This window comes from Streptomyces sp. NPDC002018, assembly GCF_042890865.1.
In the GTDB taxonomy this organism is placed as follows: domain Bacteria; phylum Actinomycetota; class Actinomycetes; order Streptomycetales; family Streptomycetaceae; genus Streptomyces.
This window is the reverse complement of the sequence record NZ_JBIASO010000007.1, coordinates 88,617-108,823: the sequence shown is the minus strand read 5'-3', so window position 1 is coordinate 108,823 and position 20,207 is coordinate 88,617. Positions and strand designations below refer to the sequence as shown.

At 72.0% G+C, this 20,207-nt stretch carries 12 protein-coding genes; 1 reads left to right on the top strand and 11 read right to left on the bottom strand.

Going from position 1 to position 20,207, the window contains the following annotated elements; translation table 11 throughout:
* Nucleotides 1-611: 611 nt before the first annotated feature.
* Nucleotides 612-1,943 carry a beta-ketoacyl synthase N-terminal-like domain-containing protein gene (locus tag ACFYYH_RS13560; protein WP_388549869.1) on the bottom strand — a complete coding sequence of 444 codons (1,332 nt, stop codon included), beginning with the start codon at nucleotides 1,941-1,943 and terminating at the stop codon, nucleotides 612-614.
* Between the two features lie 134 nt (nucleotides 1,944-2,077).
* On the bottom strand, nucleotides 2,078-2,359 hold the full coding sequence (locus tag ACFYYH_RS13555) for a DUF5988 family protein (RefSeq protein ID WP_388550446.1): 282 nt from the start codon (nucleotides 2,357-2,359) through the stop codon (nucleotides 2,078-2,080).
* Nucleotides 2,360-3,667: 1,308 nt separating this feature from the next.
* On the opposite strand from ACFYYH_RS13555, the gene ACFYYH_RS13550 reads away from it, so the two are divergent.
* Nucleotides 3,668-4,243 carry an IPT/TIG domain-containing protein gene (locus ACFYYH_RS13550; RefSeq protein ID WP_388549867.1) on the top strand — a complete coding sequence of 192 codons (576 nt, stop codon included), beginning with the start codon at nucleotides 3,668-3,670 and terminating at the stop codon, nucleotides 4,241-4,243.
* Nucleotides 4,244-4,633: 390 nt separating this feature from the next.
* On the opposite strand, the gene ACFYYH_RS13545 is transcribed toward ACFYYH_RS13550, so the two are convergent.
* The 9 genes from ACFYYH_RS13545 to ACFYYH_RS13505 form a co-directional block, all read right to left on the bottom strand.
* Complete coding sequence (locus ACFYYH_RS13545; protein WP_388549864.1) at nucleotides 4,634-5,131, bottom strand: ATP-binding protein; 498 nt, start codon at nucleotides 5,129-5,131, stop codon at nucleotides 4,634-4,636.
* A 2,194-nt stretch (nucleotides 5,132-7,325) separates the two neighbouring features.
* The gene (locus tag ACFYYH_RS13540) at nucleotides 7,326-10,313 is read right to left on the bottom strand and encodes a glycoside hydrolase family 2 TIM barrel-domain containing protein (RefSeq protein WP_388549861.1); all 2,988 of its coding nucleotides are present in this window, start codon (nucleotides 10,311-10,313) and stop codon (nucleotides 7,326-7,328) included.
* 159 nt (nucleotides 10,314-10,472) lie between these two features.
* A complete protein-coding gene (locus ACFYYH_RS13535) occupies nucleotides 10,473-13,205 on the bottom strand; it encodes a glycosyl hydrolase-related protein (RefSeq protein ID WP_388549858.1) in 2,733 nt (910 codons plus the stop codon).
* A gap of 149 nt (nucleotides 13,206-13,354) precedes the next feature.
* Nucleotides 13,355-14,212 (bottom strand): carbohydrate ABC transporter permease, encoded by an 858-nt coding sequence (locus ACFYYH_RS13530; RefSeq protein ID WP_388549855.1) that lies wholly within the window; start codon nucleotides 14,210-14,212, stop codon nucleotides 13,355-13,357.
* Nucleotides 14,209-15,150, bottom strand: coding sequence for a carbohydrate ABC transporter permease (locus ACFYYH_RS13525; protein WP_388549853.1), 942 nt, complete (start codon nucleotides 15,148-15,150; stop codon nucleotides 14,209-14,211). The genes ACFYYH_RS13530 and ACFYYH_RS13525 overlap by 4 nt, the downstream gene beginning before the upstream one ends.
* Before the next feature lie 7 nt (nucleotides 15,151-15,157).
* Nucleotides 15,158-16,492, bottom strand: a complete 1,335-nt coding sequence (locus ACFYYH_RS13520; RefSeq protein WP_388549850.1) for an ABC transporter substrate-binding protein — start codon at nucleotides 16,490-16,492, stop codon at nucleotides 15,158-15,160.
* 290 nt (nucleotides 16,493-16,782) lie between these two features.
* Nucleotides 16,783-17,787: a LacI family DNA-binding transcriptional regulator gene (locus tag ACFYYH_RS13515; RefSeq protein WP_388549848.1), complete on the bottom strand. Its 1,005-nt coding sequence runs from the start codon at nucleotides 17,785-17,787 to the stop codon at nucleotides 16,783-16,785.
* A 375-nt stretch (nucleotides 17,788-18,162) separates the two neighbouring features.
* Complete coding sequence (locus ACFYYH_RS13510) at nucleotides 18,163-18,891, bottom strand: SDR family oxidoreductase (RefSeq protein ID WP_388549846.1); 729 nt, start codon at nucleotides 18,889-18,891, stop codon at nucleotides 18,163-18,165.
* A 253-nt stretch (nucleotides 18,892-19,144) separates the two neighbouring features.
* Nucleotides 19,145-19,993 (bottom strand): alpha/beta hydrolase, encoded by an 849-nt coding sequence (locus ACFYYH_RS13505; protein WP_388550443.1) that lies wholly within the window; start codon nucleotides 19,991-19,993, stop codon nucleotides 19,145-19,147.
* Nucleotides 19,994-20,207: the final 214 nt, after the last annotated feature.

Below are 20,207 nucleotides of genomic sequence, written 5' to 3'. Positions count from 1 at the left end.
GGGACGGGGGGTGGTGGTACGGAGCGGGGGTGCCGGGTACGGGCGGGCGGTTTCGCGGGGCGGCCTGCTCGGGGGCCCCGGGCAGGGGGCTGGTGTTGTGCCGCCGCCCGGCCCGTACGGCGGACCAGGCCCCCCGGAACAGCCGGACCGGACAGAAACAGGGCGGACCGAGTGGACCGAGTGGACTGGGTGACCGGGCGGACCGGGTGGACTGGGTGGACCGGGTGACCGGGTGGACCGGACCGGGTGCGGGACGGACCGGCGGACCGGGTGACGGGGTGGACCGGACCGGGTGCGGGACGGACCGGCGGACCGGGTGACGGGGTGGACCGGACCGGGTGCGACGGGGCGGGTGCGGGACGGGGCGGGGGCCGCCGGGGCGGGACGGCTTGGGGCGGGGGCCGCCGGGGCGGGCGGCGGACAGGGCGGGGCGGACAGGGCGGGGGCCGCGGAAGCGGCCGGACGGCTCGGGGCCGGGGGCCGCCGGAACGGACGGGCCGGACGGGGTGGGCTGGCTGGGCTGGACGGGAAGGGCCGGGCGGGACGGGCGGGTTGGGCTGACCGGGCCGGGCAGGCCGGGCGGGGCCGGGTGGGCCGGGTGGGGTGGGGGCTCAGACGTCGGGGCTTCCCAGGAGGATCGCGCTCTTCACCCCGCCGACCTGGTAGTTGAAGCTCAGCGCGAGGTCGAAGTCGAGGGAGCGGGTCCGCACGCCGGGAACGGGGTCGAAGGTGAGATTGTCCGCCGGCTGTTCGCAGTTCGCGGTGGGACACACCTCGCCGCGCTGCATCATGAGCAGGGTGAGGGCCACGCCCAGACAGCCCGCGGGAGCACCGTTGTGGCCGAAGCAGCCTTCCTGGGACGACATCAGCAGGTCACGTGCGGCCGGCCCGTACAGTTCCCTGACCGCGTTCGCCTCGAAGGCGGTGACCACCACATTGCCGTCACTGCCGCCGTGGATGTAGGGCACCTGGCCGATGTTCCAGCGCTCGCCCAGACACCGGCGGACGGCGGCCACCAGCTCGCTGCCGCTCTCCTCGCACGCCAGGGGGTTGGCCAGGCCGTCGCGGGTGGTGGCCTGGGCGAGGACCTGGCCGTAGAGGCGGGCGTCGCGCCGTGCGGCGTGTTCCCGGCTCTCCATGACGACGGTCACCGATCCCTCTCCGTGGTTGATGCAGTCGGCACGCCGGTCGTAGGGGCGCATGAGGGAGTCGAAGGACGGCAGGAGGGCGGGCATGTCGTCCGACCGGATCGCGTCGTAGGTGTTCTGCGCGCCCTGCAGAAGACGCTGGATGTTGCGGATCAGTGTGACGCTGAAGACGTCGACACCGGTCACGACCGCGAGGTCGATCTCCCCGTCGGCGATCATGCGCCGGGCGTTGCCGATCTGCACGGCGGAGGACGCGCAGCCGCACGACACCGTGAAGTTGGGGCCCTTCGAGCCGGTCAGCGCTCCCTGGACCAGGGCGACGTCGGAGGGGGTGACGGCCTGTTCCGCCGCGACGAACAGTTCCATCGCGTCCGCGGCGGGGATGGCGTCGGGATCGGCCCGCAGCACGGCGAGATAGCTGTCGATGTTCGCGTCCACCCCGCCGCGCCCGACCAGGACCGCCGCGTCGGTGAGGTCCCCCGAGCGGGGATCGAGCCCGGCGTCCGCGCACGCCTGTGCCAGGGAGACCAGGCCGAACCGGTGCGCCGAGGTGTAGTGACGGGCGAAGAACGGGGGGAGGCCGGGCAGACGCTCGTCGAACATCTCCTCGGACAGGCCCACCGACCCGTAGTAGACGTCGTCCTTCATGAGACAGGAAGCACCCCGGGACGCCACGTTCCACAGGTCGTCCGCGGTGAAGACGGGGCCCTGGTCACCGGGAAGACAGAACCCGAGGCCCGTGACCACCACGTCCCGTGCCCGTCGGCCGCCCGGACGGGCGGCGGACCCGCTCACAACGCGCCTGCGTGCGGCAGAAGAGTCATCATGTCGATCCCCTCGGAAGTCGGTTCACGCCCGCGCGGAGCCCGCCCTGTCCTGCTGAAGAGGGGAAGATGATCCGCGCTGCGCCCGACGGCTTGCGTGCGGGCCTATTCGGCGATGTACGTGCGGTAGGACCAGCGGTAGACGGGCAGGAACTCGCCGCCCGACTCCGTATAGCAATGCGCGAACTCGAAATGCTCGTAGCGGTTGCCGAGGAGAATTCTCACTCTCGGCTCGTTTTTCAGTGACTCCACGTCCCATTTTTCCGGAGTTCCCTCCGGTCCTTCGGTGAGCATCACACGGATCCGTTGAGACACAGCACTCTCCAGCCAGCGAAACGGAATCACAGGGTTCGCCGCGTATTCGTGTACGGGCGCGGCGCGGGACATCATCGCGCGACAGGAGCGGGCACGGCGGGGACCGCCCGCCCCGGCACCGGCCCCGGTGCCGGGGTCAGGAGCAGGACCAGGGCCGGAACCAGAGCCACAGCCAGGAACAGGGCCGGGGCCGGGGCCGGTTACGGTGCCGGAGGCCTGGCCGGGGCGGGGGGTGTGGGTGCGGCCGGCCGCGGGCGGCCGGCGCGTGTATCGCGCCGGCGGCCGCTTTCACCGCCTGGACCACGGTCTGGGCGCAGTGCCCGGCCCGGGTCCAGCCGATCACCGGAATCATGGCCAGTTCCGATGCGAAAAGACAGATTTTGATGAAGGACCGAGGAGGAGAGGACGCTCGCATGATTCCCCTTGACGAGGCTGATGCGAGCCACCGCTTCCCGACCGGGGGCGTTTGCCGCGGCAGAACGTTCCAGGCCGCCCCGGAGCTGACGGGGCTGCTCTGCGACGGAACATCGGTTGCCGTGCCCCCGGAGAGGAGGGCAGCCCACCGGTATGGATGCATGAAGTTATCCAGAGGCGGATAATCCCGCAATGGAATCATCAATGGTTCACCCGTATGGCGCAACATGGTTAATGAATTGCGAAATGCCCGGTACAGGCCGGCCGGGGCGGACCAGGGGCACCCCGGCCGGTTTCCCGAACCGGTCCCGGGCCCCGCCCGCTTCACCGTCCGCCCGGCCACCGACCCGCCCGCCCGCACAACTCCGGCCGACCCGCCCGTCCGCACAGCCCCGTCCGCACAGCCCCGGCCGGCCGGTCCCGTACGGCGTGTTCCGGTGCCGCTGCGCCAATCGGGTGACTCACCGTCAAAAGGGGTTGATGTCGTGTCGCGCATTGCGGTTACTGGAGTCGTGGAACCGGTGGGCCGCCCGTCCCTCTCCGGGAAGCCCGGCAGCGTGCCCGTCCGATCCGCCCTCCTCACGGGCAGGGCCTGGTGAGCTGCACCGCACCGCGGTGGGCTTGCCCGGAGCACGCCACCGGCCGGTGAGCGTGTCCGGCGTGACCGGCGCAGCGGCCCCCTCTTTCCTTGGCGGAGCCGCCCGGTGATGCGCACGCCGCGGCCGAGGCCGGCGGCCACCGGTTCCGTCAGGTCCGCCTCCCGTCCGAGCGGGGCGCGTCACTGTGAGCCACCGCCCCTTTCTGTCTCCCGGGCGGTGGTGTCTTTCCGGTCTGTCCGATCCCGCCCCGGACTCCCGGCTTGGGGCACGGTCCGCGGTCCCGGGCGCTCACGCACCGGGCCCCGGCTCATCCACGTATGGACCGCAGCGGTCCGGCGTTCACCCTCACTGTTCAGGAGGACCCATCATGTCCGCACCCCGACTCGACTCCGACCAGAGCCCCGCGTCCCCCCAGCTGCCCTTCCCCTCCGGCCCGCTGCTCCTGGCGGTGCTGCCCCCTTCGGGACCGGCTGCGGGCGGCAACACGGTTCAGCTCTTCGGGCTGGGTCTCAGCGGTGCCACGGGCGTTCTGTTCGGCACCACGCCGGCGACCATCGTCTCCCAGGACGTGCTGGGGCTCACCGTCACGGTCCTGGTCCCGCCGCACGCCGCGGGCACCGTACCGGTCACCGTCACCACCAGCGGCGGTACGAGCAACCCGGCGTCCTACACCTACGTGGGTGTGACCCCGCCCGTTCCGCCCACGGTCACCGGCATCAACCCGGTCTCGGGACCGGTCGCCGGCGGCAGCCCGTTCGTGATCACCGGCACCGGTCTGACCGGTGCCACGGTCACCTTCAACGGAGTTCCGGCCACCGTGCTGGGGAGCACGGGAACGGCGGTGTTCGGCCTCGTCCCGGCCGGCGCCGCGGGCAGTGCCCCGGTCGTGGTCACCACCACGAGCGGCACGGCCACCGTCCCGGGCGGTTACACCTACGTCTGACGCTCTCTCCGTCACCGCCCCTCCCCGACACGCCGTCACACCGGCCGTCCGGGAGTGTGAACAGGGCCGGCCCGCGGGATCCCTCCCACGGGCCGGCCCTGCCAGCGACCGGCCCCCACCCCCGCCCGCACCCCCCGCCCCCGGCCCGCGCCTGCCCCCCCGGCCCGCCCGCCGGCGGCCCGTGTTGGTCCCCCGGCCTGTCCGGTGTCACGGGCCTGCCCGGCGTTCACAGGGCGGCGGTGTCACGGGGCGGCGGTGTCACGGGGCCGTGGTGTGAGGGGGCCGGCGTGGTGCCGGGGCCGGGGCCGGTTGTCCGTGCGGGGGCCGCGGACCGGGGTTCCCCGTTCGCGGGGTCGGCGCCCGGTCCGCGGCGCGCTGTCGCGGTGTTCCTCACCGGGGTGTCGGCATCCACGCCCAGACCGTACGGCTGCCGTCGGTCTCCAGCCGTGTCCCCAGCGCCTGGACGGACTTGATCACCAGTACCAGGCCCCGGCCGTACTCGGTGTCGTCGGCGCGGCGCGCGCGGGGAACGGCCGATGTCCTTCCCTCGTCCCGGACTTCCACCACGAGCCGTTCGCCGGCCTTGCGTAAGCGGCCGCTGATCGTGGAACTGTTCGTGTGGATGATGGCGTTGGTCATGAGTTCCGAGACCACGAGCAGGACCGTGCGCCGGGCGTTGTCCTCCGTTATTCCCCCGGCGTCCATCCACATCCGGGTCATGTCCCGGCAGACCGGCACCGCTCGCTCCAGGGCCGGCACGCGGAACGAGGCCGGCCGTCCCTTGGGCCAGGCACGGGTCAGGTACCGGGCCGCCAGGGTGTGCGGCCACTGCTCGATCTCCAAGGGGGACAGTGCGACCTGTGCCCCCGACTGTGCGGTCGGCAGCATGGCTGTTCCTCTCGTGCTGGGGTGTACGCGGGTGGCGTGAAGGAAGAAGGAAGGTGCGCGCTCCCGTACGGGACGCGGCACGGCCCGTCGGCCGCGGTGGCCGCGGTGGCCGCGGTGGCCGCGGTGGCCGCGGTGGACGCGGACCGAGGGGGCCGGCGCGCCGGGAACCGGGCGGGTTTCGGTGACGGGCAGGGCGCGGGGTTTCAGCACTGCGCGCAGGAGCCGTCCGGGATACGGCCGGTGCCGGCTGGGGTACGGCCGGTGCTGTCGGGCGTCCGCGGGTGGCCCGGGGCGCGCCCCGCGCGGACGGTCCGGGGCGGGGTTCGGGTGCGGTGGCACGGCGTCAGGGGCCCGGGACGCCGCGGCGGCCGGGGAGCGGCGCTCCCGGGCGCGGGATTCTTCGCCGGGGCGGACGGCCGGTGCCCAGCGGATCGCGGCACCGCGGGGCGCACAGGGCACGGGAGGGCCGTGTCCTTCCGCCCGGTGAGTGCCGCTGTGGAGCGTGGTGTCCGCGTGACCGCACGGGGCGGGCGGAGCCCGCGGTCCTCAGGATTTTTTGAGAGTTCATGACGCCTCCTGGACTCACGCCCCTGGCGAGGCGCGGGGGAGACCCCTTGTTCGGCCACGGCACAGAGAGACCGTCGCCGCCATCGAGATGCCGACCGCAGGGTCACTTCTCACTCTTTTAGAGTGAAGCAGAAATAAATTACCCACGGAAGGCTTGACGGGATTTCTTGAGAAGGCCCGGACAGGGGCTACGTAATATGTGACGATATGAGAAAGGAGGTCAATCGGAATCGCCGGGGATTACTTTATCGTTTTTCCTGGGAGTTGGCCGGAGACGGCCCCGCACACGGAATGCATTCTTGATGACATCTTTTCCACGGGCCGCTTCGGTGCAGTGCAGTGCAGTGCAGTGCAGTGCCGGGCGGGCCGGCGGCCGGAAGCGGGCCGGGCGTGAGGGCGCGCGCGGACGCCGGACGCGCCGCGGACGCGGTGGCCGGGCGGGGGTGAGCGGGGGCGGACGGCCGGCGCGGCCCCGCCGGAGGCGGGGAGATCCGGGGCGGCCGCCGCGGCCGGCGGAGGCGCCGGCCGCCGGCACGCCAGCCGGCACCGTCACCGGCACCGACTGGCGGATCCAAACCCCTCCCACAGGGGTGCCCATCGCGGCAGTCCCGAGAAAAAATGAGCGGCCGCTCCCCCGGAGAGGATGGGCAGCCCACCGGTTTGGATACGAGTAGTTATCCACCCGCATGGCATATGACAGCAACAGTTGCGAGAGCACATCACTCGAATGGCTCAGCCAGGGCGACCGGACAGGACTTACCGGTACATATCACCTCAACCTGCCCTGGTGGTGGGGCTGTTGGCCTTCCCCTGTATGTGGGGGGAGCAACTCGGGTGCGGGGTGGCGGGCGGTGGCGCGGGGCCGTGGCCGGCGGGCGGAGGCTGCCGGCGCGCGGCCCGCCGCCCGGGTCCGCAGGCGGGGGGAGCGGTGGCGCGATGGCACGGGTCCGGCGTCGGATACGGCCCGTCGGATACGGCACCCGGCGGGACCCGGCGGGACCCGGCGGGACCTGGCGGGACCTGGCGGGATCTGGCGGGCAAAGTTCCTTCGGTGGATCCGGATCGCCCGTGCTGTGCCGTGTGGCGGGTGCTCGGGCGCGCGTGGCCTGACCGGCGTGACCTTGACCGGGCGGAGCCGGCGCGCCGGGGCATTCGTGCTGCCGGGGCATTCCTGCTTTCGGGAAATGGAGTACGGGGATGCGTGTCCTGGACGAGTCCGCACCGCGTCCGCGGGTTTCTCCGCGTGCGGCCGGGAACTGCCCGGAGGGGCTGGCCGGCGCCGTCGGCCGGGTATATCGGGAACTCCCCGTGGAGTCTTTATGGATCCGTGACCGGACCGGCCGGCCGGTTCCCGCTCCATGACCCTGGTGATGTGCCGCGGAGGCTTTGAAAAAAGGGGGGCCGGGAATGCGGCCCGGGGCCCGCTCGTACGGACCGGCACCTCGTACGGACGGGCTCCTCCTGCGGACCGGGCTCCTCCTGCGGACGGGCGTTGTGGCCGGTGTTTCGGGCGGGCCGGTGGGCCTGCGCGCCGCTGTTGTCTCCGGCACGCGGGTCGGTACGCGCCGCGCGTTGCTCGGCACTGGTCAGGGCGGGCCGGGCCGGGTCGGGTTGGTGTCGTGTTCGGTCAGGGCTGGTGGCCTGGTGTGATGCGGAGTCTGATCGTGCGGGACTGGGGGCGGAGTGTGAACTCGGGTGAGACGTCGGGTCCGCAGGCCCGTGAGCCGAGGCCGTGCTGGGCGGCGTCGATGATCAGGTGACTTGTGGTGGAGTGGGGGAGTTCGAAGGGGTGTGCGGCTCGGGTGATCTGTTGGGGGGTGTGGCGGCTGAGTGTGAAGCCGGGGCGGTGTCCGTGGGTGTCGGGGAGGGCCGTGAGGTGCAGTACGTGTGTGCTGCCGCTGGTCAGTGTCAGGTGGCGGAGCTGGGAGCGGTGGCCGGTTTCCTGGGGCCGGGCGTAGTTGGTGGAGAGGCCGTGGACGGTGGAGGAGAAACGGCCGGTGCGTGCCGCGTGGAGGCTGTCGGGGTAGGACTCGTGCGGGCCGAGGCCGAACCATTCGGCGCCGTCGACGGGGGCTGTGCCGTCGGGCAGGTCGAAACGGATTCCGATCCGCGGCCATATTGTCGGCCAGCCTCGTGAGGGTTCGATGTCCACGCGCAGTTCGAGTGTGTCGTCTTCGGCGAGTGACCAGAGGGATTCCACGATCACTGACAGGGCGGAGTTCGCGGCGGCGACCCGGGTGGTGGTGCGCAGGGCGTTGGTGGTGCGTTCCACGCGGATGCGGCGTGTGGTCAGCCGGTCGAGGCCGTGGCGGCGCCACAGGTGGGCGTGGGAGAGCGAGGCGGTGGCGGTGTCGCTCTCCTCGGTCTGTCCGGAGGTGCCTTCGTCGTTGTCGGTCGGGGCGCGGAACAGTTCCAGGCGCGGGCCCCTCACGGTGCGGCCGGCGAGGCGTACGAGGGATCCGCCGGTGAATTCGCCGGTTCCCAGGGTGAGTGTGCCCTCGCTGGGCCGCCAGGAGGTGTGGTGGCGGACGGGGGGTGCGGGGCGGCGGGGTGAACGGTCGAGCTGGGCGGTCGCGATGATGTGGCCCTGGGGTGCCCAGGCGGTCGCGGCGGCCAGTTCCGCGTCGATGGTGAGCCAGGTTTCCCCGTGCGGTGAGAGCGGGACCGCGGGGAGCGGGACCCGTTCCGTGCGGCCTGCCGCGATGGCGGGGACCCGTATGTTCCCGTGGTCCACGGGGGTGCCGTCGTGTTCGGCGCGCCAGCGGAAGCGCAGGTCGCGGGTGTCGGCCGAGTGCCGCAGGTTGGTGATCGTGACGTGGCCGGCGTCGAAGGTGAAGCGGAGCGGCTGGGTGACGGCCTTGTATTCGTGCAGGCCGGGGGTGGGGACGTCGTCGCTCAGCAGCATGCCGTCCATGACGAAGTTCCCGTCGTGGACGACCTCGCCGAAGTCGCCGCCGTAGGCGTAGTAGGGCGTGCCGTCGGGGGCTGTGGTCAGGATGCCGTGGTCGCGCCATTCCCAGACGAAGCCGCCGTGCAGCCGCGGATGGGTGTGTACGAGTGTCTCGTACTGGTCGAGTGCTCCGGGCCCGTTGCCCATGGCGTGGGCGTATTCGCAGAGCAGGAACGGTCTGGTGCGCTGGCGGGCGGCCTGTGCGGGGGTGCAGTTCAGCAGGGGGGAGCGGGAGCCGTCGGTTCCGATCTGTTCGGTCTCGGGCACCGACGCGTACATGCGTGAGTAGAGGTCGGTGTATTCGCCGGTGTGGTCGCCTTCGTAGTGGACGGGCCGTCCGGGGTCGCGGGCGTGGACCCATGCCGACATCGCGGCGAGGTTGCTGCCGGTTCCGGCTTCGTTGCCCAGTGACCAGATCACGATGCTGGGGTGGTTCTTGTCGCGTTCGACGGTGCGTTCGATGCGGTCGAGGAAGGCGGGGCGCCACGCCGGGTCGTCGCTGGGATTGCCGGTCCAGTCGAGTGCGGCGAAGCCGTGTGTTTCGAGGTCGCATTCGAGGATGACCCAGAATCCGAGTTCGTCGGCGAGGTCGAGGAGGCGGGGGTGCGGGGGGTAGTGGCTGGTGCGGATCGCGTTCACGTTGAACCGCTTCATGCGGGCGAGGTCTTCGCGGGCGTGTTCCTCGTCGAAGACGCGGCCGCGTTCGGGGTGGGTCTCGTGGCGGTTCATGCCGTGGAAGACGACGCGGCGGCCGTTGACGAGGAACTGGCCGCCGCGGATCTCGACGGTGCGGAAGCCTGTGCGCACGGTGATGGTCTCGGCGGCGCTGGAGACGGTGACGTCGTAGAGGCGGGGCTGCTCGGCCGACCAGGGCCGCACGCCGTCGATGGTGAGGGGGGCTATGTCGGCCGCGGTCGCCCAGACCTGCTCGATGCCGAGTTCGGGCAGGCGCAGGGTGAGCGGGAACGCCGCCGGGCCGGCGGTGATCTGCGTGTCGAGCTGTCCGCGCCCGTGGTCGTACCCGGTGCGCAGCCAGAGGTCCTCGATGCCCCCGGCGGGCCGTGCGCTCACGGTGACGTCGCGGAAGATGCCCGGCAGCCACCACTGGTCCTGGTCTTCGAGGTAGCTGGCGGCCGACCACTGGTGCACGCGGACCGCGACGAGGTTGTCGCCGGGCCGTACGGATGCGGTCACGTCGAATTCGTGGGCGAGGCGGCTGCCGGCGGCGCTGCCGATCTCGTCGCCGTTCACCCACACGGTGAACAGGGATTCGACGCCGTCGAAGCGCAGTACGACGCGCTCGGCCCGCGACCAGTGGGCGGGCATGCCGAAGTGGCGGCGGTAGTCGCCGGTGGGGTTCTCGTCGGGGACGTGCGGCGGGTCGAGGGGGAAGGGGTACTGGACGTTCGTGTAGATGGGCCGGCCCCAGGCCCCGTCGCCCTGGAGCACCCAGTGGGAGGGCACGGGGATGCTGTCCCAGCCGCTGTCGTCGAAGTCTTCGGCCGTGAAGTCCTGTGCCGCGCGCGCCGTGGGGGAGAGACGAAAACGCCAGGGTCCGTTCAGCGAACGTGAGGGGGCGTCGGAGTGCAGCCACGAGCGCGCCGGGCGCAGCGCGCCGCGCCCTGGTGTGGTGTCCGAGACGTACGCGGAAGGGTCGGAGGGCACGAGGTCACCACTCTTTCTCGGTAACGGAAGGGGCCGGACGCCGGCTGCGGGCCGGCGGGGGGTGTGGGTCCGCCGGTCGCCGTGGGCCGTGGGTGCCGGTCGCCGTGGGTGCCGGTGGCCGTGGGGGTTGTCCTGTGTGTGGTGTGTGGCCGCTGTTGTCTAGCGGACCACGACCGTTCGGATCTCCCAGGGGCCGAGGGTGAGTTCGAGGCTGTCCGCGGTGACGGGGGTGGTGGAGAGCGGCCGGCCGAGCAGGTCGACGGTGGTGGCCCGGGTGAAGGTGCCGCTCACGCGGGCGGTGGTGTGCGTGCCGCTCATGGCGGTCAGCCGTATTTCGGTGCCGGCGCCGAGGTCGTCGTCGCTGACGCGGCGGATGCTGGAGACGAGGATGTCCCTTCCCTCGACCCGCAGGCCGGCCGTGTCGGGGGGCAGGAGGCCGCCGGCGGGTGCGGTTCCGCGGGTGACGAGTACGTCGTTGCGGAAGTCTTCGGCGAGGGCGACCGCGTTCGCGTTCTGCCAGCCGGCCGCCGAGGGGATGAGGGCGAGCCGGTTCTCGATGCGTGTGCCGAGATCCTGTGCGCCGGGTGCGGGGATCTCGGTGGCGGCGGGTTCGTCGCGCAGGGGGTGGATGTTGACGCTGATGGAGCCGATCGCGCGCAGCAGGGTGAGGGCGAGTTCGCGGCCCTCGTCGAGGAGTTCGTATTCGGTGGTGTGGTCGAGGAGGACGGTGGCGGCGCCGGCCGATACGAACGAGCCGGCGGGGAAGGTCGGGAGGGGGTATTCGCCCCAGCCGCCCTCGGCGGTCAGTCCGCGTTCGGTGACGGCGAACTGTCCGGCGGACGCGGAGAGGGCTGCCGGCCGGGGCAGGGGCACGTGGAGGCGCAGCCGGTGGTCGGCGCACTGGTTCAGGAATGCCGTGGTCAGGCGGACGAAGGGTTCGCCGGCGCGTACTTCCACGAGGGTTTCCACCGTGGTCGGTGTGGTCCGGGTACTGCGCAGGTCGCGGTCGGGGGAGAGGGCGGCGGGCCATGCGTAGAGGCGGGTGATCCGTATCCGTGAGCGCAGCGGGCCCGTTTCGAGGACGTCGACGGTGGTCCGGGCCGGCTGGGAGACGAGCAGGTCCTGGGCCGGCGGGGCGTAGTTGTAGCTGTCGCCGCGGTCACCGCCGTCGACGAGGCGGCCGACTCCGCGCAGTACGGTGCCGTCGGCGCCGGTCACCTCCAGGGTGCCGTCGTCGGCGACCGTGGCCCGCACCAGCGTGTTGGACAGGGTGCGGGCCGTCGCCGTGGCGGGCGGGAACGCCGCCGGGCGGGCCGCGCTCTGCTCGGCCGGGGCGACCCGGAAGCTTGTGAGTCCGCCGGCGGGGACGTGCACGGGCACGAGTGCGCTCGCGCGGGCTTCCTCCAGGGTCAGCACTCTCCACGGGCCGGGGTGTGCGGCGGCCGCGGCGGCGGTTTCCTGGCGCAGGGTCAGCAGGTCGAACGGTCCGCCGGCCGGCACCTCGGCGAGGTGGAAGACGAGTGATCCGGGGGTGAGTTCGTAGTGGTCGATCAGGCGGCCGAAGAGTTCGCGGCGGTGGATGCGGCGCAGGACGCGTTCGAGCTGTGAGGCGTCCATGCGTTCGTCGCTCAGTACGGTCGGGGCCGTGGCCAGGAGCTGGACGGGGTGCGTCGAGCCGTCGGCGGCGGTCGCGGCCAGGGGGGTGTTCCCGGTGGGGGCCGCGACGTCCACCTCGACCAGGGCCGTGCGCGCGAACGGCAGCGGGTTGGCGGCCAGGTAGCCGTCGCCCGGTACGCGGGCGGCGGGTTCGGCCAGGGCCGCGTCCCGGACCGCGCGCGCGGTGTGCGCGGCTTCGGCGAGCCGTGCTTCGACCTGGGCGGCGGTCTCGTCGGTGCCGGAGCCGACGACCGAGTCGTGTGCGCTGGACTCGATGATCTTGTGCCAGGCCAGGGAGAGGAAGGGGGAGTCGTCGCGCCGGGACCACAGGGCGTTCAGCCGTTCGGCGTGGTCGACGGTGCGTTCGGCGACGGCCATCCGCTGTTTGAGCGCGAGCCGTACGGAGAGCACGCCCGGCAGGATGTTGCCGCGTACGTGGCTGCGCAGTTCACCGGTGACGACGGCGGGGACCTCGTCGCGTGCGTGGGTGCGGATGTACTCGTCGAGTGTCGCGAGGGTGATGGGCCGTGTGTCGCGGGACGCGCGCCGCAGCCAGGCCGCGAGGTGCGGGTCGGGTGCGTTGTGGTCGGTGCCGGCCATGGCGAGCACCGGGTCCCGGCCCCACCGTGCGGCTGTCATCCGGGTGTATTCGTCCAGGGCGCCGCCGATCCGGTCGGGCACCAGCAGGATGTCCAGGCCGTTGTCGTAGCCGTCGAAGAGGAACTCGGTGCGCACCTCGGAGCCGTCGGGGGCGCGCCAGCGGAAGGCGTGGCCGTCGACGGAGCCGGGCACGCCGCGCCACAGTGCGGCGTGCCCGATTCCGGCGCGGGCCAGGATCTGCGGCATCTGTGCGATGTGGCCGAACATGTCGGGCAGGTAGCCGACGGGCATCGGGCCGCCGAGGGCTGTGGCGGCGGCCCAGCCCATCTGCAGGTTGCGCACGATGGTCTCGCCGGAGCAGAGGAACTCGTCGAGGAGGATGAGCCAGGGCCCGATGGCGAGGCGGCCGTCGGCGACCAGGGCCGCGACGCGGTCGCGGTGGGCGGGGCGCATCTCCAGGTAGTCCTCGACCGCGGCCATCTGCCCGTCGACGGTGAACCGGAAGTCGGGGTCGGCCTCGGCCGTCTCCAGCACGGTGTCCAGGGCGGTGACCAGGCGGTGCCGGAACACCTGGAAAGGCTCGTACCATTCCCGGTCCCAGTGGAAGTGGGGCACGAAGACCGCGGAGTTCTGCATGGGGAGAGGGACCTGACCTTCTGTGTCGGCGGCGGAAGCGGCGGAAGCGGCGGAGGCGGCGGAAGCGGCGGAGGCGGCGGAAGCGGGGGAGGCGGGGGAGGCGGGGAAGGCAGGGCCGGGGGCCCGGGGGCGGGGGCGGGGGTGTGGGGTCACTTGAGGGAGCCGGTGGCGAGTCCGGTGCGCCAGAACCGCTGGAGGAGGATGAACACGATGATCACGGGGACGATCGACACGAGCGAGCCGGTGATCACGGATTCCTGGAGGAGCGGCGCGCGGGCGGTCTGGCCGTTCCACTGGTAGAGGCCGAGGGTGATGGGGAAGAGCGATTCCTTCTGGAGCATGACCATCGGCAGGAAGAAGTTGTTCCAGATGGCGACGAACTGGAACAGGAAGATGGTCACCAGCGAGGGTGTCATCAGTCTCATCGCCACCGAGAAGAACGTGCGGAACTCGCCGGCGCCGTCCAGGCGCGCCGATTCGATGATCTCCTGGGGGACGGCGGCGGAGGCGAAGATACGGGCGAGGTAGACGCCGAACGGGCTGACGATGCTGGGCAGGAACACGGCGAAGTAGGTATTGACGATCCCGGTCGCCGAGAACAGCAGGAACAGCGGGAGGGCGAGTGCGGTGGTGGGGACGAGGACGCCGCCCAGGACGACGGAGAAGAGGAACTCGCGGCCCCGGAAGGTGAACTTGGCGAGCGCGTAGCCGCACAGCGCGGAGATCAGGGTTCCCACGGCCGCGCCCAGCACCGCGTAGATGACGCTGTTCAGGGCCCACCGTCCGAAGACGCCGTCGCTGCGGGTGAACAGGGTGCGCAGGTTGTCGAACAGGTTGAAGTGCGAGAACGCCAGCCCGTTGGTGGCGGCGAGGTCGCCCTGCGGTTTTGTCGCGGCGACGATCAGGAAGTAGACGGGCAGCAGGAAGTAGAGGGCCAGGAGGAGCATCAGGGCCATGGCGGCCGTGCGGCTGACGCGGCTTTCGCGGATCGGGCTCTGGTCGCTCACAGTCCGGCCTTCTTCGAGGTCAGTCGCATGAATCCGAAGCTCAGGACGAAGGTGATGACGGCGATGACCACGGAGACCGCCGCCGCCTGCTGGTAGTTGTTCCCGGAGGCCACCGCGTAGGCGAGCATGTTCGGTGTGAACGTGCTGGAGATGTTCGAGGAGATCTGGCGCAGGACGGCCGGCTCGGCGTAGAGCTGGAGTGTGCCGATGATCGAGAACACCGTGGTCAGGACGATCGAGGGGGCGATGACGGGGACCTTGATCCGCCATGCGATCGCCCAGTTGCTCGCGCCGTCGAGCCGGGCGGCCTCGTAGAGCTCCTGCGGGATCGACTGCAGGGCCGAGAACATGATCAGCATGTTGTAGCCGGTCCACAGCCAGGTGGAGACGTTCGCCGCCGACCACAGCACGGCGCCGGGGCCGAGGAAGTCGGGCTGGAGGCCGATGCCTTTCAGCAGGTCGACCAGGGGGCTGAGCTGCGGCGAGTAGAGGTAGGACCACATGATCGCGGCGATGACGCCGGGCACGGCGTAGGGCATGAACGCCGCGATGCGGAAGAACGGCTTGAGCCTGAGCAGGGGGGTGTCGAGCAGCAGCGCCATGATCAGCGCGACGAACAGCATGACCGGCACCTGCACGATGCCGAACAGCGCGATGCGCCCGATGCTGGCCCAGAACTCGGTGTTCTGGAAGACCTGCGCGTACTGCTCGACACCGCCGAAGGCCGTGTACGAGGTGCCGTACTGGCCGCCGGTGCGGCGTACGACGAGGAAGCTCTGCCAGATCGCGTAGCCGACCGGCACCAGGTAGAACAGCACGAACGGCAGGAAGAACGGGGTCAGGAACGCGGCGATGGTGCCCGCCCGGGGGCCGCTGCGGTGGCGGCGGCCCCCGGGCGCCACCGCAGCGCGGCCCGCGCGGGGTGCGGTGTCCGTCACAGGGCGCTCACTTGCCCGCGACAGCCGGGATCGCCTGGTCGCTCATCGACTTCAGGGCGGCTCGCTGGGCGGCCGAGAGCGCGTCGGTGAGCGTGCCGCTGCCGGCCGCGGCCTTGGCCACCGCGTCCTGGAGCGCCAGGTTCACCGTCTTCTGGGTGGGGCCCCAGGTGAAGCCGGTGTCGATGTTCCTGGACGAGCCGGCGAAGACGTCGAAGATCTTCTCGTTGTTGTAGTACGGGACGCCCTGCGAGAGCGCGGGAAGGTCCAGGCCGGCGGTGGCCGCCGGGTAGAGGCCGCCCAGCTTGTTCTCCAGCGCGAGGGCCTGCGGGTCGGTGTTCAGCCAGGAGTTGAACTTGACCGACTCGTACAGGTGCGTGCTGCCCTTCATGAACGCGACGGTGGAGCCGCCCCAGTCGCCGGACGCGGCGTTCGCCCCCCACGTCGGCATCGGCACGACCGACCACTTGCCGGCCTGGTCGGGCAGGTTGTCGCGGAACATGCTGTACCCCCAGGCGGCGCCGACGTAGCTGGCGATCTGGTTCTTCTGGTACGCGGCGTACATCTGGGTCGAACCGTGGGCGAGGTCGGTGCGCACGAGACCGTCGTCGATCAGCTTCTGCCAGTACCCGGCGACCTGCCTGCTCTGCTCGGACGCCACGGTGACATGCCACTTGCCGCCGGAGTAGCTGTACATCTCGGCGTCGTTCTGCCACAGGAGCCCGTTGAACCACTCGGCGTTGTTCGGGTCGAAGAAGGTGATGCTGAGAGAGGGGTCCGCCTGGTGCAGCTTTTGCGCGTCCGCCGCGTACTCGTCCCACGTCCTGGGGACCGTGAGGCCGTGCCGCGCGAAGAGGTCGCTGCGCACGTAGAGGGCCATCGGGCCGGTGTCCTGCGGGAACGCGAACACGCCGGTGCCCCCGAAGCTGGTCTGCGACCAGGTCCACGGCACGAACTTCGACCTGGCCGCGGTGGCGGCCGGGCAGGCCGAGGCGTCCACGAAGGCGTTCTGGGTGCGCAGGGCGGGCAGCTCGTCGTAACCGACCTGGGCGAGGTCCGGCGCCTTGTCCGCCTTGAGGGCGTTGCCGAGGGTGCCGTACTGGTCGTTGGAGATGTTCTTCATCTCCACCTGGATGTCCGGGTTCTTCTTGTTCCACAGGGCGACGACCTGGTCCATGCCCGGAACGGTGTTCCAGTACTGGAGGGTGACTCTGCCCTTCGCGGGCGCGCAGGAGGCTGCGGACGCGTTACCCGAGGGAGCGGGCGACGAGCACCCGGCGAGTACGGCGATGCCGGCCGCCGCGGCGACGGCGGCGAGGCGGATGCGCGTGACGGTGCTGCTCATATTTTCCGTTCCAGAGGACGACTAGCGGCGGCGCTAGACGGGTCGACGTTGACACTCAGGCGGGGGATGCCTTCTGGTTGGAATGGACCTGGTGGGAATGGACAGGACGCAACGGTGCCGGTGCGGCGCCGAGCGCCGGGGCGGGCGCGGGGAAACCATGCATTCCCTGCCCGTGAGCGTTCACGTGAACGCTCACGGGAGCGCTCACGGGAGCGGTGAATTGTTCGGAAGTGTGCGCTCCGGTGCGGTCGAGTGTCAAGACTTCCGGGGGCGTGCACGGGTCCGGGAGGTCAGGCGGATCCGCCCGGCCGCAGTTCGGCCCGCACGACGAGGTCGTCGGCCCCGAGCGGGTTCACCCCGGTCAGCAGCCGTGCGGCCTGGTCGATGGCGAGCGCGCCGAGCTTGCGGGTGTCGAGGGCGACGCTGGTGAGCGGGGGCTCGACGAGGGTGCCCAGCTGCAGGCCGTCGAAGCCGATCACGGCGAGATCGCGCGGGACGCTCCTGCCGAGCCGGCGCGCCTCGCGCAGGGCGCCGATCGCGATGATGTCGTTGAAGGTGAAGACCGCGGTGACGTCGGGGTGGGCGTGGAGCAGGGTCCTGAGCGCCGCTCCGCCGCCGTCGGCCGACTGGTCCGCGCCGACCGCCAGGCCGGCGTCGATCCCGTGGGCCGCCGCGGCCGTCGTGAACCACTGGCGCCGGATGCTCGGCTCGGCGCGGCCGTCGTGGTCGAGCATGCCGATGCGGCGGTGTCCCCGCGCCACCAGGTGCGCGACCGCGGCGCGGACGCCCTCCTCGCCGTCGATGCGGATCGAGCTGAACCGCGCCGTGTGGTGTTCGCGGCCGATGAGGACCACCGGGGCGCCGCGGGTGAACCGCTCCAGATCGTCCTCGGAGCAGCGGAAGTAGCCGACGACCGCGTCCACTTGTGAGGCGATCACCTGCAGTGTGCCGAGTTCCTCCTCGGCCCTGTCCGCGGTGTCGTACACGACGACGTGCCAGCCGCGGGCCCGTGCCGCCTCCAGCGCGGCCGCGGCGACCTCGGTGAAGAACGGGTTGAGCAGGTCCGGGATGACCAGGCCGATGGTGGTGGTGTCCTGGCGGACCAGGCCGCGGGCGAACCGGCTGGGCCGGTAGCCGAGCGCGCGGGCGGCGTCGAGCACACGCTGTTTGGTGGAGCCGTCGATCTCGTCCTTGTCGTTGAGCGCCCGCGACACGGTCTGACGGGACACTCCGGCGGACCGGGCGACGTCATGGATCGTGATCCTGCGGGGTTGCGTTCCCGACGACGACACCATCGCGTACCTCCCGCTGCGCGCGGGCACCCGCGTGCCCGCTGGGCCGAGTATGCCTGTGCCGGGCGCGGCGGCGCGATGCCAGGTGCCCCCGCGGACACGGCCGGCCCGGCCTCCGGACTCCGGCAACGCGCCGCCCGGGAGGGCCCGCGGCGGGCGGGGGATCCCGGTGCGGGCCGGCGGTGTGCTGACGGTGTGTCCTGCCCCGCCGCGGATTGCGCGGCCCGCAGGGGCGGGGGCGGAACCCGGGCGGGGCCGGAACCCGCGGCGGGGGCGGAACCCGCGGCGGGGGCGGAACCCGGGCGGGGCCGGAACCCGCGGCGCCGCCGGGCCGGGGATGCGGCGCCGCCGGGCCGGGCCGCGGTTTCTCCGGTGCGGTCAGACCAGCGACCGGCCCCCGCTCAGCTGCGGATACAGTGCCTGCGCTCCTCCGGAGAGCGCTGCCCGCACCTGTCTGCTGATGTCGTCGGCGAGCACCTCGTGCGATCCGGCCTCGACACCGTCGAGGGCCGCGCGGGCCACCGCGGCGGGATCGGACTTCGGCCCCGTCACGGCCGCGGCCATCTCCGTCGCGAGGTAGCTGACGTGCAGGGCGGTGACCTGGGTGCCCTGTTCCGCGAGAGCCACCCGCAGCGCATTGGTCACCGACCATTCGGCGGCCTTGGCCGCGGCGTATCCGGCGCCGGCCGGGATCGACAGCCAGGACAGCACGGAGAGCACGGAGAGCACATTGGCGATCGCACCGCCGCGATTGTGCCCGAGAACCGGGGCGAAGGCCCTGCTCATGGCGAGTGTGCCGATCACGTGTGTCTCGAACTCCGTGCGGAACGCGTCCAGGCCGGCGGCGAGGATGCCCGCCCGGGTGGTGGAACCGGCGTTGTTGACGAGGAGCGTCACGTCCCGCGCCCGGCCGGCCGCCGCGCGGACGGAGCCGTGGTCGGTGATGTCCACCGCGACCGGGACGGCCCCGGGCACGGTGACCTTCGCGGGGTCGCGGGCCCCGGCGTAGACCTTGGCCGCTCCGGCGTCGAGGAGCGCCCGCACGAACTGCTCGCCCAGCCCGCGGTTGGCGCCGGTGACGAACGCGACGGATCCTCGGACCTTCATGGGAGCACCTTCCCGGCGTGGGCCCGGAAGGCCGGGAGCGGCCCTCGCGACACCGCGCGGCCGGCCCCTCGCCCTCTCTCCGCGAACGTATACCGCCCGGACCCGCCTCACCACCCGCGGTGCGCCGGCCCGCCGGTCCCGGCCGCCCCGGTACGGGCCGCGCCCGGCCGGCGGCGCCCGGCCGCCCGGCAGGAAGCGGGGGCAGCGCCGTCCGCGCGCGGGCCGGGCGGGGCTGGAGCTTTCGTGACAGGCCCTAGAGCGCGGCGAGTTCGCCCAGGACCCGGGCCGCCGGCGCCGGGTCGAGCAGCCACTTCAGGTGGCTGCCCCCGAGCGTGCGGACGTCGTACGGGTTGTCCGGCGTCAGCCGGTTGCCCTCGCGGATCAGCCGGTCCTGCAGGGCGAGCGGCAGGCTCCTGTCGCCGGCCAGGCGTACGAAGGTCTTCGGGATGCGTCCCCAGGTCGCGGCCTGCGCCCGGTCGGCGCGGGTGCCGGTGTCCAGGTTCTCGTCGGGCTGGAAGGTGTTCAGGAAGGCCAGGAACTCCTCGTCGGTTCCGTCGGCGAGGAAGGCCGCCTTGAGCGCGGCGAGGACCTCCGGATCCGCGGTGCGGAAGTTGGTGCGCAGCAGGCCGAGTTCGGCCGGGTTCCCGGCCATCGCCGCAGCCAGGGAGGCGGTGTCGACCGTGGCCATCTCCGGCTCGGAGTAGTAGTCGCCGGCGTCGAGGGCGACCGGGCACCAGGCCGACACGTAGACGATGCGGTCGATGAGGTCCGGCCGTGCGTTGGCCGCGGCGGTGGCCGTGATGCCGCCGCGGCTGTGGGAGACGAGGATCACCGGCCCGTTGCGCCCGGCCCGTTCCAGGATCCCGGTCAGGTGCGCGGCGTTGTCGGCGAGCGTGACGCCCTTGAGCGAGCCGGGCGCGGTGGCGAGCCCTTCGAGATCCTGCGGGGCCTGGTAGGCGCGCGGGTAGGCCGCCCCGAATCCGTGGCCGGGCAGGTCGACGGCGACCGAACGGTGTCCGAGGAGGCCGAGTTCGGCCTGGAGCGGCGCGAAGGAGAAGGAGTTCGCGAAGGCTCCGTGGACCAGTACGAACGTCGGTTGCATCTGCCTGCTCACTTTCCGGCCTCCCGCGGCGCCGGCGGCACGCGCGGAGCCCCGACCCTACCCAGCGGAAGATCATCCGCACTACCCGTCCGTGCCCTTCGCGGCACGCGGCACGCGGTCCGGGGCCGGATCGGCAGGACGGGACCCGTGGATCAGGTCCCGTGGCCCCGCCGGTGTTCCGGCGTGAGCGCGAGATCCGCCGGCCTCCTGGCCG